Source organism: Bacillus sp. JZ109, assembly GCF_053903135.1.
In genome coordinates, this window is sequence record NZ_CP096388.1 from 2,164,526 (window position 1) to 2,181,376 (window position 16,851).

At 45.7% G+C, this 16,851-nt stretch carries 4 protein-coding genes; all 4 read left to right on the forward strand.

All coding sequences use genetic code 11. The features are described 5' to 3' along the window. The first annotated feature begins 10 nt into the window (after nt 1-10). The 4 genes from ppsD (at nt 11) to M1D94_RS11500 (ending at nt 16,840) form a co-directional block, all read left to right on the forward strand. Entirely contained in the window at nt 11-10,825 is a 10,815-nt protein-coding gene (gene ppsD, locus M1D94_RS11485) for a plipastatin non-ribosomal peptide synthetase PpsD (protein WP_424935096.1), read from the forward strand. Nucleotides 10,826-10,832: 7 nt separating this feature from the next. Continuing rightward, nucleotides 10,833-14,672 carry a plipastatin non-ribosomal peptide synthetase PpsE gene (ppsE, locus tag M1D94_RS11490; protein WP_282627616.1) on the forward strand — a complete coding sequence of 1,280 codons (3,840 nt, stop codon included), beginning with the start codon at nt 10,833-10,835 and terminating at the stop codon, nt 14,670-14,672. 107 nt (nt 14,673-14,779) lie between these two features. Continuing rightward, nucleotides 14,780-15,172, forward strand: a complete 393-nt coding sequence (locus tag M1D94_RS11495; RefSeq protein ID WP_160243729.1) for a DUF1360 domain-containing protein — start codon at nt 14,780-14,782, stop codon at nt 15,170-15,172. A gap of 135 nt (nt 15,173-15,307) precedes the next feature. Next, the gene (locus M1D94_RS11500; RefSeq protein ID WP_282627597.1) at nt 15,308-16,840 is read left to right on the forward strand and encodes a glycoside hydrolase family 10 protein; all 1,533 of its coding nucleotides are present in this window, start codon (nt 15,308-15,310) and stop codon (nt 16,838-16,840) included. Nucleotides 16,841-16,851 lie beyond the last annotated feature (11 nt).

Here is a 16,851-nt window from a genome sequence, read left to right on the forward strand (position 1 = left end):
AGACATGAACATGACAAAAGCGAATTCAATTCAGGATATTTATCCGCTGTCTTACATGCAGGAAGGGATGCTTTTCCATTCCCTCCTGCAAAAAGATTCACAGGCATATGTTGAGCAAGCTTCTTTTACAATAGAAGGAAAAGTCAACCCGCAGTTTTTTCAAAACAGCATCAACGCTCTTGTAGAAAGACATGATATTTTCAGAACGATTTTTATCAGCCAAAATGTTTCCTCCCCCCAGCAGGTTGTTCTGAGAGAACGAAATGTCATCGTCCTGGAAGAAAACATTACTCATTTAAACGAGGCGGAGCAATCACAGTTTATCGAGCAATGGAAAGAAAAGGACCGGGACCGGGGGTTTCATTTGCAAAAGGATGTGCTCATGCGCATCGCTCTTATTCAAACAGGAGAGAGCCAGTACTCCTGCATTTGGACCTTTCATCATATCATGATGGACGGTTGGTGCCTCAGCATTGTGCTAAAGGAGTTTCTGCATATTTACGCATCTTATGTAAATGCATCCCCTATAACATTGGAGCCGGTCCAGCCATACGGAAAGTATATCAAATGGCTGATGGAGCAAGACAAAGAGCAGGCGGTTTCTTATTGGGACCATTATCTTTCCGGCCACGAACAGCAAACCGTGCTTCCGAAGCAGAAGAAAAAAACAAAGGGAAGAAGCAGGCAGGAACACGTTACATTTTCATTCTCTAAGGAAGAAAGCAGCAGACTTTCAGAGCTTGCTGCAAGAGAAGAAGTGACACTCAGTACGATTTTTCATACTATTTGGGGCATTCTGCTGCAAAAATATAATAATAACGATGACGCCGTATTCGGTTCTGTTATTTCAGGAAGACCCGCAGAAATCGAAGGCATTGAACATATGGTAGGTCTTTTCATTAATACGATGCCGGTTCGGGTGCAGGGGGCAAAAACGCCATTTCTTCAACTTATAAAAGATATGCAAAAAGACCGTCTTGCCGCTGAAGCGTACAGCTACCACCCTTTATATGAGATTCAATCCCGCTCAGCTGTTAAGCAAGGGCTGATTGATCATATTCTCGTATTTGAAAACTATCCGGTGCAGCAAGAGATTCAAATGCTGAACAAACAGGAACATGCTACTGATCTTTTTCAGATTCATAATTTCACTGTCGCAGATGAAACCAACTACAGCTTTTATCTTATGGTGGCGCCAGGGGAAGAAATTCATATCAAAATGAACTATGATGCGGAGCAGCACGATCGGTCTTTTGTGCTCTCTGTCAAAGAGCATCTTCTGAATGCTGTATCACAAATCTTAAATAATCCGAATCTTCCACCTGAAGAAATCGATATCACGACAGATACTGAAAAGCGGCAGCTGATTGGAGAAATCACAGATCGAACACCAGTTTACGAAACCATCCATGCCATGTTTGAAAAGCAAGCGGAAAAGACACCAGATGCTCATGCTGTAATTGATCAAGCCTACTCATTAACATACAGAGAACTGAATAAAGCGGCTAACAGATTGGCACGGCATTTACGAATGAAAGGCGTTGTGAGACAGGAACCCGTTGCGATTATGATGGATCGCTCTGCGGCGTTTATCAGCGGCGTTCTTGGAATCTTAAAGGCAGGCGGCGCCATTGTTCCCGTTGATCCGCATTACCCGGCTGACAGAATCCGTTATATTCTGCATGATTGCGGCTGTTCGCATGTTGTTTCACAAGCGCATCTTTCCTCATCGTTAGAAGACAATTACATTATCACTCATCCAGAAGAAATCGAAAGCAAAGTAGACGGCAGTAACATAAAGTCAGTCAACGATGCTGACGATCTGCTGTATATGATTTATACATCAGGCACAACAGGTAAACCAAAGGGTGTTCAATTTGAGCATCGAAACATGGCTAACTTGCTGAAATTCGAATATACTCACTCCGGCATTGACTTTGAAGCAGATGTTCTGCAATTTGCGACACCTTCCTTCGACGTCTGCTATCAAGAAATATTTTCTGCGCTTCTGAAAGGCGGCACACTCCACATCGTTCCAGAAGACATAAAAAGAGATGTGCCTCAGCTGTTTACATTTATAAACAAGCATCAGACGAATATTGTGTTTCTCCCAACTGCTTTTATCAAAATGATTTTCAGCGAGCGAGAACTTGCGAACTCGTTTCCTGATGGCGTCAAACACCTGATCGCAGCCGGGGAACAATTAATGATTTCAGACCTTTTCCAAAATGTGTTGCGTGAACGCGGCATACACCTGCACAATCATTACGGACCTTCAGAAACTCATGTGGTATCTACGTATACCATTCATCCTGGAGACCCTATTCCTGAGCTTCCGCCAATCGGTAAACCGATAGGCTGTACTGATCTATATATTTTGAATCATCAAAAACAGCTTCAGCCATGCGGCGTACCAGGCGAACTCTATATTTCCGGCGCAAGTGTTGCCAGAGGATATGTCAATCACGATAAACTGACAAGCGACAAATTTTCATCCGACCCATTCAGGTCTGGTGTGATTATGTACCGGACAGGTGATTTGGCCAGACGGCTTGAAGACGGCAACATCGAATATATCGGACGAGCAGACAATCAAGTGAAAATCAGAGGTTATCGAATTGAGCCGCAAGAAATCGAAGTCACGCTAATGAATCATCCGGACATTAGTGAGGCTGCCATTCTCATCTGGCAAAATCAAAACGGTGAACATGAATTATGCGCTTACTATTGCAGTGTACAAAAGCTGAATGCAATAGATTTACGCAGTTATATGGCTAGTGAGCTCCCAGAATACATGATTCCGGCGAAATGGGTATGGGTTGACAGCATACCTCTTACCCCAAACGGAAAAGTAGATCGCGCAGCACTTCCGGAGCCAGATGCTTCAATCAGCGGAAACCCATATACTGCCCCTCGAAATCTGATAGAGGCAAAGCTTTCGCAACTATTTGAAGATGTGCTAAAGAATGGGCATATAGGCATCCAAGACAACTTTTTTGACAATGGCGGCCACTCGTTAAAAGCAACAGTGCTTATGTCACGGATCGCAAAGGAATTCCATGTGCAAGTTTCACTTAAGGACATCTTTGCTCATCCGACTGTTGAAGGATTAGCTTTAATCATTCGAGAGGCAGAACAAAATCCGTATGCAGCAATTGAACCAGCAGAAAAAAGGGATACATATCCTGTATCTTCGGCCCAAAAACGAATCTATGTGCTTCAACAGCTTGATGAGGGTGTCGCCTATAACATGCCTGCGGTCTTAGAACTGGAAGGTGCACTGGATGTCGCCAAACTGTCTGCTGTATGTAAAGAACTGATCAGCCGGCATGAGCCGCTTCGAACTTCCTTTGTATCCGGAGCTGATGACGAGCCAGTTCAGCGTATCCACACCGAAGTGCCGTTTACGTTAAGTAAAGAGACCACTATCGAGGGATTTGTCCGTCCCTTTGATCTCAGCCAGGCGCCATTATTTAGAGCAGGCCTTATAGAAGTGTCAAACGAGAAGCATGTATTGCTGGTGGATATGCACCATATCATTTCAGATGGCGTATCCGTTCAGCTCCTAATCCGAGAATTTACCGATCTTTATGCAAACCGGCAGCTTAAGCCATTGCGGATCCAATATAAAGATTACGCCGTATGGCAGCAGAAATTTAAAAAGGGAGACTCGTACCAAAAGCAGGAGACTTACTGGCAGCAGCAGTTTAGCGGGGATCTTCCTATACTGGAGCTTCCAACAGATAAACGACGTCCGGCAGAACGGCAATTCATAGGCGGAAAAGTAACCTTTCAATTGGACAAAGAGATCACGGCCCGCATAAAGCGGCTCGCCCATAAAAACAGAAGCACGCTTTATATGACGCTTCTCGCTTTGTATTCAGCCTTTTTGTCTCGGTTAAGCGGTCAGGATGATATCGTGATTGGTTCACCTATCGCCGGACGGCCCCATGCCGACCTTGAAGCTGTTCTTGGGATGTTCGTCAATACACTGGCTCTCCGCACACGCCCGGCGGGTAATAAGACGTTTGAGGAATTTCTGAAAGAAGTCAGACAGACGGCACTAGAAGCGTATGAGCATCAGGATTACCCGTTTGAAGAGCTTGTGGACAAACTCGGTGTGCAGCGGGAAATGAGCCGGAATCCTTTGTTTGACACAACGCTAGTCCTTCAGAATATGGAACAGCAAAAGCTAAAAATGAATGATGTACAGCTTCAGTGGAACGACTTGGTGCACCCAATATCAAAATTTGATATTTCCCTATACGTTACAGAACATGATTCCGAGCTTTTCTGTCAGTTTGAATACAGTACAGCTTTGTTTGAGAAAGAAACCATCCAAAGGTGGGCCAGCCTTTTCACCACGCTTGTGGAACATACAGCTGCCAGTCCTGAAACAGAATTGGACAATATTCCAATCTTAACAAAAGAAGAAGAGCGAGATTTCATTGAATCATGCCATCTGTTTGAGGAGACGGACTATTCAATGAATCAAACGCTCCACTATGCACTCGAACAGCAGGCAGCAAAAACGCCTGATCAGGCGGCCGTTATCTTCGAAAATGGAGTGATGACCTATAAAGAATTGAACGAACAGGCTAACCGTATCGCCTGGGAGCTGATCGGACGGGGGGTAAAACCCGAAACGACTGTTGCCATTATAGGAAAGCGTTCACCTGAAATGCTGCTTGGCATTTATGGCATTCTTAAAGCTGGCGGCGCTTATCTGCCCATCGACCCGGATTATCCGGAAGAACGAATCAGCTTTCTGCTGGAGGACAGCGGTACAAACATTCTCCTGCTTCAGTCTGCCAGCCTTCATATTCCGGCATTTACAGGAGAGATTGTCTATCTCAATCAGACAAATAGCGGACTGGCACATCGTTTGTCCAATCCGAATGTGAACGTTCTCCCGCAATCTTTAGCCTATGTCATCTATACATCCGGCTCTACCGGGATGCCTAAGGGTGTTGAAATTGAACATCGATCAGCGGTGAATTTTTTGAATTCCCTACAGTCCCGCTATCAGCTAAAGCATTCAGACATGATTATGCACAAAACATCCTATTCATTCGATGCTTCAATATGGGAGCTGTTTTGGTGGTCTTATGCCGGTGCTTCTGTTTATCTGCTTCCTCAGGGAGGCGAAAAAGAACCTGAAGTGATCGCGCAGGCTATAGAAGAACAAAAGATCACAGCTATGCATTTTGTGCCTTCAATGCTTCATGTATTTTTAGAACATATAAAATATCGCCCTGTACCGATTAAAACAAAGGGACTCAAGCGGGTGTTTTCCGGGGGAGAGCAGCTGGGAACCCATCTCGTCTCCCGATTTTGCGAGTTGCTTCCAAATGTTGCTTTAACCAATTCCTACGGACCAACGGAGGCAACTGTAGAAGCTTCATTCTTTGATTGTCCGCTGCATGAAAAACTTGAACGTATTCCAATTGGAAAACCTGTTCATCATGTCAGATTGTATATCCTCAATCAAAAGCAGCGGATGCTGCCTGCCGGATGTATCGGCGAACTATACATTGCCGGAGCCGGTGTTGCCAGAGGCTATTTGAATCGGCCGTCATTAACGGAGGAGCGTTTTCTTGAGGATCCGTTTTACCCGGGTGAACGCATGTACAAAACAGGGGATGTGGCGCGCTGGCTCCCTGACGGGAATGTTGAATTCCTGGGACGGTTGGATGATCAGGTGAAAATCCGCGGCTACCGGATTGAGCCGGGAGAAATTGAAGCGGCACTAAGAAGTATAGAAGATGTAAGAGAGGCGGCCGTTACCGTACGGACAGACAGCGGCGAGCCGGAATTATGCGCTTATGTAGAAGGGCTCCAAAGAAACGAAGTCCGAGCGCAGCTTGAGAGACTGTTGCCGGGCTACATGATCCCAGCCTATATGATAGAGATGGAACAGTGGCCTGTTACGCCAAGCGGAAAGCTCGACCGAAACGCCCTGCCAGCTCCTGGCGGAGCGGCAGATGCGGAGACCTACACAGCGCCGAGAAACGTGACTGAGATGAAGCTTTCTCAGCTGTGGGAGGACGTGCTGAAAAATGGCCCTGTCGGGATTCACGACAACTTTTTTGACCGCGGCGGACATTCCTTAAAAGCAACGGCGCTTGTCTCACGGATTGCCAAAGAATTCGATGTACAGGTGCCGCTAAAAGATGTGTTTGGCCATCCGACGGTAGAAGGACTGGCTACCGTTATCCGTGAAGGAACGGACAGTCCATATGAAGCGATTAAGCCCGCTGAAAAACAGGAAACCTATCCGGTTTCCTCTGCCCAAAAACGGATTTATGTCCTTCAGCAGCTGGAGGACGGAGGGACAGGCTACAATATGCCGGCTGTGTTAGAGCTCGAAGGGAAGCTCAACCCTGAAAGGATGGACAGAGCTTTCAAAGAGCTGATCAAGCGCCACGAGTCGCTTCGTACCTCCTTCGAACAGGACGCAGGAGGCGATCCGGTGCAGCGCATCCATGACGAGGTGCCGTTTACGTTACAGACTACAGTTCTCGGCGAACGAACCGAACAGGAGGCCGCAGCCGCCTTTATCAAACCGTTTGATCTCAGCCAAGCGCCGCTGTTCCGTGCCCAAATCGTAAAGGTATCAGATGAGCGGCACCTGTTGCTGGTGGATATGCATCACATCATTTCAGACGGTGTTTCCGTCAACATTCTGATTCGGGAATTCGGCGAGCTGTACAATAATCGGAAGCTTCCGGCGCTGCGCATTCAATATAAAGATTATGCCGTATGGCAAGAAGGATTCAAAACAGGAGACGCGTACACAACGCAGGAGGCGTACTGGCTGAAGCAGCTCGAGGGCGAGCTGCCTGTGCTGGATCTTCCGGCTGATCATGCCCGCCCGCCTGTACGAAGCTTCGCGGGTGACAAGGTCTCATTTACGCTGGATCAAGAGGTTGCATCAGGCCTTCACAAGCTGGCACGAGAAAACGGAAGCACACTGTACATGGTGCTCCTTGCGGCTTACACCGCGTTCTTGTCACGCTTAAGCGGACAGGAAGATATCATCGTCGGCTCGCCAATTGCCGGCCGGCCGCACAAGGATCTTGAGCCGATACTCGGCATGTTTGTGAACACGCTGGCGCTTCGGACGCGCCCGGAGGGCGGGAAGCCATTCGTACAGTATTTGCAGGAAGTGCGTGAGACAGCATTGGAAGCCTTTGAGCACCAAGATTACCCGTTCGAAGAGCTTGTCGATAAGCTTGAATTGACACGAGATATGAGCCGGAATCCAGTGTTTGATGCGATGTTAGTTGTTCAAAATAATGATTACGAGCCATTGCATCTTCATGATTTGCAAATGAAGCCGGCACAAGTTTCTCATCTCGTTTCTAAATTTGATTTGACACTACAGGCATCTGAAGGCGACGGAAACATTCATTTCCTTTTTGAATATTCAACCGCATTGTTCGAGAAAACCACCATTGAACGCTGGGCATCGCATTTAACAAATGTACTTAGCATCATCGGCAAAAACCCGGAGGTGACACTCAACCATATCGACATCCTGACCCAAGAAGAGCGGCACCAGCTGCTTAATGAGTTTAACACCGGGCAAGCGAATCAATACGGAGTTCAAACAATCAGTCAACTGTTTGAGCAGCAAGCTGCACGAACACCAAAAGCTTCTGCACTTGTCAGCGGAGACAAAACACTCACTTATGAGGAGCTTGACGAGTGGTCCAATGGAATCGCACGTGCATTGCGCAGCCGAGGTGTTAAGCCGGACACACCAGTAGGCATCATGATGCATCGTTCGTTCAGTATGATAGCATCCATACTTGGTGTGTGGAAAGCCGGAGGCTGTTACGTTCCCATCGATCCTGAATACCCGACAGAACGGAAACGCTATATCCTTAGCGACAGCGGAACGAAACTGCTGATGACAATAAATGAAGAGGATCGGGAAGCACTTGCTGACTTTGAAGGAGAGATCTTAACGATAGAAAGTGTAGAGGCAGACGACAAATCGCCGCTGCCGCAAATGTCGTCTGCCCATCATTTGGCTTATATCATTTATACCTCTGGAACGACGGGCCGTCCAAAAGGGGTAATGGTCGAGCATAAAGGTATTGCCAACACTCTTCAGTGGCGGCGAAACGCTTATGCATTCAACGAGACAGATACCATTCTGCAGCTCTTTTCTTTCTCATTTGACGGCTTTATAACTAGTATGTTTACACCGCTTTTGTCAGGTGCAAAAGCCGTTTTGCTTCATGAAGAGGAAGCGAAGGATATTCTGGCCATTAAGCATCAGCTGTCTCGTCAACGGATTACACATATGATTATTGTGCCTGTTTTATATCGAGCGCTTTTGGACGTAGTGCAGCCGGAAGATGTAAAGACGCTTAGAGTCGTCACACTGGCGGGAGAAGCGGCTGACCGCGAATTGATCGACCGCAGCTTAGCTATATGTCCGCATACCGAACTCGCCAACGAATATGGACCGACAGAAAACAGCGTGGCGACTACCGTCATGAGACATATGGAAAAGCAGGCATACGTAAGCATCGGCCAGCCGATTGACGGGACTCAAGTGCTGATTTTAAATAGCAATCATCAGCTTCAGCCAATCGGTGTTGCGGGAGAGCTTTGTATAGCAGGAACAGGGCTTGCAAGAGGGTACGTCAATCTTCCAGAACTGACAGAGAGAGCATTCACGCAGAATCCACTTAAACCCGAAACACGAATGTACCGAACAGGAGACGCCGCCAGATGGATGGCCGACGGTACACTCGAATATCTCGGAAGAATCGATGATCAAGTCAAAATCAGAGGATACCGTGTAGAAACGAAAGAAATTGAATCGGTCATCCGGTGTATAAATGGTGTAAAAGACGCCGCAGTAGTTGCTCATGTAACAGCGTCAGGACAAACCGAATTAAGTGCTTATGTGGTGGCAAAACCAGAGTTGAGCACAAATGCTGTACGCTCAGAATTACAAAACAAGCTGCCGGTGTTTATGCACCCTGCGTTTATTGAAAAACTGGACTCACTTCCATTGTCACCAAACGGCAAGCTGGATCGCGGAGCACTTCCAAAACCTGTATACAACCACGAAGGTGAACGTCCATTCCTCCCGCCAGCCAGCAAAATGGAACAAATACTGGCAGATATATGGAAAGAAGTACTGGGGGCAGAAAAGATCGGAACAGCTGATTCGTTCTTTGAACTTGGCGGAGATTCAATCAAAGCGTTACAGGTATCTGCGCGGCTTCACCGGATAGGCAAGCAAATGGCAGTGAAAGATTTGTTTAGCCATCCGACCATTCAAGAATTGGCAGCTTATATCCGTGATTCAGATACAAGTTCCAGCCAAGCTCCGGTTGAGGGAGACGTACAATGGTCGCCTGTTCAAAAATGGTTTCTTTCTCAAGATATAAAAGAAAAACACCATTTTAATCAGTCCGTAATGCTGTATCGAAGCACCTCTGTACAAGAAGACGCACTGCGCAAAACGTTAAAAGCAATAACGTGTCATCATGATGCGCTGCGAATGGTGTTTACACAGAATGAACAAGGAAAGTGGGATCAATATAATCGGCCGCTCAGTCATTCGGACGACGCGTTGTACGGCCTTCAGATGATTGATTTATCAGCTCCGGACGGCACTGATGGAAATAGCACGTATGAGCCTATTATCAAACGTCATGTACTTGATATTCAGCAGAAAATGGATTTGAAGAATGGTCCGCTGCTGCAAGCCGGTCTTTTCCACACAATTGACGGTGATTTCTTATTTTTATCGGCTCATCACCTCGTCGTTGACGGCATCTCATGGCGGGTTCTGCTTGAAGATTTGGCTTTAGGGTATCGCCAAGCTGCAGGCGGGGAAGAGATTCAGCTGCCTCCTAAAACAAGCTCATTTAAAGCGTATACGAAAAAGCTCTCTGACTACGCTGAAAGCCAGCAGCTAATGAAACAGCTCAAGTATTGGCGCGAAGCCGAAGAGTATCAAACAGAGGCATTGCCTTTTGATCACATCGATGGCACTAGAGCAGACGAGGGACAACGGTCCACGATTTCGTTTACCTTAAACGAGAAAGAGACAGCAGCACTCTTAAAAGACGCCAACAGCGCATATAACACTGATACGCAGGACATGCTGCTCGCTTCTGTCATTCTTGCGCTGCGCCATTGGACCAATCAATCCGCCTTCAAACTATCATTAGAGGGCCACGGGCGAGAGGATGTATTAGAAGGAATAGATGTGAGCCGGACGGTTGGATGGTTTACCGCCATTTATCCGTTATTGGTTAAATTGAACGCAGACTTGCTAGATTCGGAAGAATACATGGTTCATGTGCTAAAAACAACAAAAGATACACTGAGACGTGTACCTGACAAAGGATTCGGCTACGGTGTCATCAAATATTTGACGCCGCCTGGCAAAAAAGACATCAATTTCACAGGTGCACCAGAAATCAGCTTTAATTATCTTGGTCAATTTGAAAGCGGCCGCTCAGCTGAAGTACCTGAGGAGGACGCCTTCTCATTCTCTCCGCTTGGTGCCGGAGGTGATATCAGCACAACATGGAACCGTGAACAGTCGCTGGATATCAGCGCAATCGCTGCAGAAGGAAAATTGACTGTCAATATGACTTATGACAATGCCCGCTTTCAGCGCAAAACCATCGAACAGCTTAGCGAAACATGCCGTCAATTTTTATTACAGCTGATCGAACACTGCCAGAACAAAAGAGAAACAGAAAAGACGATCAGCGATTATGATGATCAAGAACTAACCGAGGACGCCCTGCAAGAGATTGCTGATATGCTCAGTTTTCACTAATGAAACCGTGAAGAAAGGTGCAGACACTATGGATAACATCAAAAAAATCAAGAACATTTATCCTCTGAGTCATATGCAGGAGGGAATGCTGTTTCATTCCTTCCTCCGTAAAGAGGAGGGGGCATACGTTGAGCAGTCGCTCTTCACCATTAAAGGAAGCCTCAGCTATGAATGGTTTCAGCGCAGCATTCAAGCCATTATCGACCGCCATGATATTTTCAGAACTGTGTTTTTGCCGCACGTCCCGCATTTGTCGGGACCTCGGCAAGTCGTGATGACAGAACGTGAATTCCATTTGTACAGACAAGACATTTCTCATCTGCCAACAAACGACCAGAATGAGTATATTGAACGCTTTAAGGAGAAGGACAAGCAAAAAGGCTTTGATCTGCAAAAAGACATGCTGATGCGGATTTCTCTATTCAAAACAGCTAAAGATGAGCATGTCTGTATCTGGAGTCACCATCATATTTTAATGGACGGATGGTGCCTAGGTATTGTTATGCAGGAATTTATGCAAATTTATCAATCAATTCATGCAGGAAAACCGCTTTCATTAGACCCTGTCCGTCCGTACAGCACCTATATTTCCTGGCTGACAAACCGAGACAAAGAAAAAGCAGCAGCCTACTGGGATACCTATTTAAAAAACTACAGCACTCCATCACCTCTGCCTCGTGTGTCTGATAAAGAAACAAAAGAAGGTTATCACCGTGAAGATTTGATATTTTCATTAAATAAACCACTGACAGACAAGCTGAAAGAGACTGCAAAACAACACGGCGTCACGCTCGCTACCCTAATTCAGGCGGTCTGGGGTGTGATGCTGCAGCAATATAACCGCACAGACGACGTTGTGTTTGGCGCAGTTGTATCAGGAAGACCGTCAGAAATCCCGGGCGTGGAGCAAATGATAGGGTTGTTTATCAATACCATACCGATTCGAATTAAAACACATCAAGACGAAACGTTTCAAGAACTGCTCATACGATGCCAGAAAGAAATGCTGGAAGCTGAGCCGTTTACCTGCCAGCCTTTATTTGATATTCAGGCAAACACCGCATTAAAACAGGAACTGATTGATCACATTATCGTCTTTGAAAACTATCCGTTACAGCAGAAAATCGCCGATTCCGCTGATCAAACCGATTCACCGCTGCAAATCGATCAAGTTCAAGTATCCGAGCAATCAGGATATAACTTTAATCTTGTCGTTGCTCCCGGCGAAGAGCTTGTCGTCAAGTTCAGCTATAATGCATTCGTTTACGATGCTGCCTGGATCAGCTGTATCAAGAGGCAATTTACGCAAGCGCTTAGCACAGCTGCACAGCACCCTCATATGCCAATTGCTGATTTTTCTTTTCTTGATGCAACAGAAAAAGAGCAGATTGTCACACAGTTCAACAATACAAAAACGGAGTATCCAAAGAATCATACAATTATCGATTTATTTCGCAAACAAGCAGAAAAGACGCCAGACCATACCGCACTTGTGTATGGCAATATGTCTATTTCGTATAAAGAGCTTGATAAACGCTCTAATGCGCTCGCCAGAGAGTTAATTCAAAAGGGATTTCGGAAAAACGAGACAGCCGGAATATTGGCTGCACATTCTCCCGAATTCATGATCAGTGTGCTCGCCGTATTAAAAGCAGGGGGAGCATACCTCCCGCTTGATAAGGAGCTTCCGCCTGAACGAGTCAGCTTTATGCTTGAGGAAACGCAAGCAAAAATGCTGATTGTTCAAAAGGGGCTGGAGCAAAATGCTGCGTTCTCAGGAACATGTATGATTGCAGATGCGCAGGCATTGATGGGAGAGAACCATTTTCCTATTAACACCATCTCCAGTCCAGATGATCTTGCATATATCATGTATACCTCAGGATCAACAGGCCGGCCGAAAGGGGTCATGATCACGAATCGCAATGTCGTGTCCCTTATCAGCAACAGCAATTACACGTCTGCGTCCGGTGATGACGGGTTTATTATGACTGGATCTATCAGCTTTGACGCCGTCACCTTTGAAATGTTCGGGGCGCTTTTAAATGGCGCAAGCCTTCATATCATTGATAAATCGACAATGCTGACACCTGATCGGTTTGGAGCGTATTTGCTTGAAAATGGCATCACAGTGCTATTTTTAACGACGGCTCTTTTTAATCAGCTGGCACAGGTACGAGCTGACATGTTTCGCGGACTCCATACGTTATATGTCGGAGGAGAAGCACTCTCTCCTGCCCTGATGAATGCTGTCAGGCACGCCTGTCCAGATCTCGCGCTTCATAATATTTACGGGCCTACGGAAAACACGACTTTTTCAACCTTTTTTGAAATGAAGAGAGACTATGCGGGGCCGATTCCGATTGGAAAACCAATCAGCAATAGCACCGCTTACATCTTAGATACAAAAGGACGTCTTTTGCCAATAGGCGTTCCCGGCGAGCTTTGTGTTGGCGGTGATGGGGTCGCTAAAGGCTATTTGAACAAAGATGACCTGACAAATGCTGTGTTTTCTCCTCATCCTTTCTTGCCTGGAGAAAGAATATACCGTACCGGTGATTTGGCGCGCTGGCTGCCTGATGGAAACTTAGAATACATCAGCAGAATTGACAGGCAAATGAAAATCCGCGGAAAACGAATTGAGCCTGCGGAAATAGAAGCGCGCCTGTTAGAAATGGAAGGCGTTCAAGAAGCAGCAGTGACATTGAGAGAAAAAGATGGAGAGGCGCAGCTGTACACTCATTACGTCGGTGATCACAAAAAAACAGATACGGATTTTCGCGCCGATTTGGCGCGTGTGCTTCCAGACTATATGATCCCGCAGCACTGGGTGCGTGTGGAGCGGATGCCGCTTACCGGAAACGGAAAAATAGACCGCAGCGCGCTGCCTATTCCAGAAAATAAGCCTGCCAAACGACAGAACATCATATTGCCAAGAAACTTGGTCGAAGAAGAATTAGCGAACATTTGGAAGCAAGTCCTCGGTGTTAACACAATCAGTATTGATGATGACTTCTTTGCTATTGGCGGACATTCACTAAAAGCACTGCAAGTCATACATACACTAAAACATCAGCAGAACATTGACATACCGATTGATTTCTTATTCGAACATCCGACAATCGCTCAGCTTGCCGAAAAACTTTATTCTAAACAGCTGAGAGCGGCAGATGAACAGCATGTGATCAAACTGAACCAGCACGGCGCGCAAAATCTTTTCTGCTTCCCGCCGATATCTGGATTTGGCATTTATTTCAAAGACCTTGCTTTATTGCTGAATGAGAAGGCAGCCGTATACGGGTTTCACTTTATTGAACAAGACACCCGTATTGAACAATATGTTAATTGCATGACGAACATACAGCCTGAGGGCCCATACGTTTTATTAGGCTACTCTGCAGGCGGAAACCTGGCTTTTGAAGTGGCACAAGCTATGGAGCGCAAAGGATTAGAAGTCAGCGACTTCATTATCGTGGACGCTTATCTAAAAGAACAGCCTTTGCCTATTGATACCGGGAATGACGAATCTGCAGCATATCTGCCTGAAGCAGTCAGAGAAAAGGTGATGAAGAAAAAAAGAAACTATCAAGAATATTGGGCACAATTGCTGAATGAAGGGCACATCAAAGCAAGCATTCATTTCATCGAAGCTGGAATTCAAATCGAAACCAGCGAGAATACAGGCTTAACGAAATGGGAAGGCGCCTGTGGAAACTACAGCGAGTACACGGGTTTTGGCGCTCATAAAGACATGCTGGAAGGAACATATGCTGAAAAGAATGCTGACATCATCCTTGACATTTTAGAAAAGATCACTTCAAATAAAGCAATCCCGCACAAACAATAGAACAGATTCGCGGACAGAGGCATTCTCTGTCTGCTTCTTTTTGTATCAAAGAATGGATCGATGACACTAGGGAATGATAACATCATCCTTTTTCTTGGAGGCTTGTCATGGATCATCTATCTTTTCTTACGTTTATCATGCTGATTCTAGCCAGTTACAGGCTGACACATTTGATTGTATTCGACAAAATCACAGAATTTATCCGAAAACCTTTTATGAAAAAGAAAAGGATTGTTGATCAAAACGGGCATGTAGATGAAAAAAGTGTGCCGGCTTCTAACTTTGGATACATGCTCAATTGCTACTGGTGTGCCGGTGTTTGGTGTGCCATTTTGATCGGACTTGGCTATCTTTATTTGCCTCGTATTGCAATACCGGTGATCTTTATTTTAGCCATTGCCGGAGCACAAGCGATCCTTGAAACGGCTGTCGGTGTCGGCGTAAAACTTATTGACGTGTTAAAAAGTCTGCAAACCATGATGAATGATAAAAAGTCCTAAAAGCGGCTCACAACATGCTTTAGGACTTTTTTCGTTTATTTAGAGAGATAGACATTCTGTTAATCACCCTTTTATAGCCCGGGAATACCGTAATAGCGAATAGTGAAAGTGATGTAATGGGGGAGAAGAAACAGAATGAAGGTTTGCCAAAAGTCGATTGTCCGTTTCCTTGTCAGCTTGATCATCGGAACGTTTGTCATTTCCGTTCCGTTTATGGCCAATGCGCAGTCTGACAGGGAGCTGAGAGCCGTATGGATTGCTTCCGTATTAAATATTGATTGGCCGTCCAAAAAAGGGTTATCTGTGAAAGAGCAAAAACAGGAGTATATCAAACTGCTGGACGATGTGAAGAAAATGGGAATGAATGCCGTTATCGTTCAGATTAAACCGACGGCTGATGCCTTTTATCCGTCAGCTTACGGGCCTTGGTCGGAATACTTAACCGGTGTCCAAGGGAAGGACCCGGGCTATGATCCTCTTGCATTTATGATTGAAGAAACCCATAAACGAAATTTGGAATTTCACGCGTGGTTTAACCCTTACCGTATTACAATGAATCATACAGATCTTAATAAATTGTCTGAGAGTCACCCGGCAAGAAAACATCCAGATTGGGTTGCCGCCTACGGAAACCAGCTGTATTATCATCCAGGCATTCCAGAAACGAGAGATTTTATCGTCAAAGGCATTGAAGAAGTCGTAAAACATTATGATATCGATGCTGTTCATATGGATGATTATTTTTACCCTTATAAAATAGCGGGACAGGAATTTCCTGATCAAGCACAGTACGAACAATACGGAAAAGACGCTTTTTCTAATATCGATGACTGGCGGCGGGACAATGTGAACCAGCTTGTCAAACAAATCAACCAAACAATTAAAGCTGCAAAACCGTATGTCAAATTCGGCATCAGTCCCTTTGGAGTATGGAGAAACGCCGCAGATGACCCGACCGGATCGAATACAAAAGCAGGCGTCAGAAATTATGACGATCTATATGCAGACACAAGACATTGGATCCAAGAAGGCGACATCGATTATATTGCTCCGCAAATTTATTGGAGTATTGGCTTTAACGCAGCGGCTTACGACGTGCTGGCTGATTGGTGGAGCAATGAAGTCAAAAATAGGCCTGTTCACTTATATATTGGCCAGGCAGCATATAAAATCAATAACAATTTTGATCCGCCTTGGTCCGACCCTGAGGAATATGTGCGGCAAATCACTTTGAACCGCCAGCTTGAACTGGTGAAAGGAAGCATGCATTTCAGCCTCAAGGACCTCAACAAAAATCCGCTTGGCATCAAAGACAGGCTCATCGCCGATCTTTACAGCAAGCCGGCACTGGTTCCGCAAATGCCTTGGCTTGACAATACCGCCCCAAAAAAACCGAAGCTTACGAAAGTCACCGAAGACAAAAACGGCAATCTTCTGCAGATTAAAGATCACCCATCAAATCAAAAAACGAAAGAAACAGCCTATTATGCGATATACAGAGCCGAAGGGAAAAAGCAGAAAACATTGCTGGCAACGCAAAGAAAAACACATGAGCAGCAAACCTTCTTAGATAACACGGCAGATCCCAACAAGAAATATACGTATTATGTCACTTCAGCAGACCGGCTTCATAACGAAAGCAAGGCTTCCAAACGAACAACAAAATAAGAAATGAGAAG

Coding starts and splice junctions, on each gene's coding strand:
- ppsD (WP_424935096.1), top strand. CDS start 11: ATGACAAAAGCGAATTCAATTCAGGATATTTATCCGCTGTCTTACATG.
- M1D94_RS11495 (WP_160243729.1), top strand. CDS start 14,780: ATGGATCATCTATCTTTTCTTACGTTTATCATGCTGATTCTAGCCAGT.
- M1D94_RS11500 (WP_282627597.1), top strand. CDS start 15,308: ATGAAGGTTTGCCAAAAGTCGATTGTCCGTTTCCTTGTCAGCTTGATC.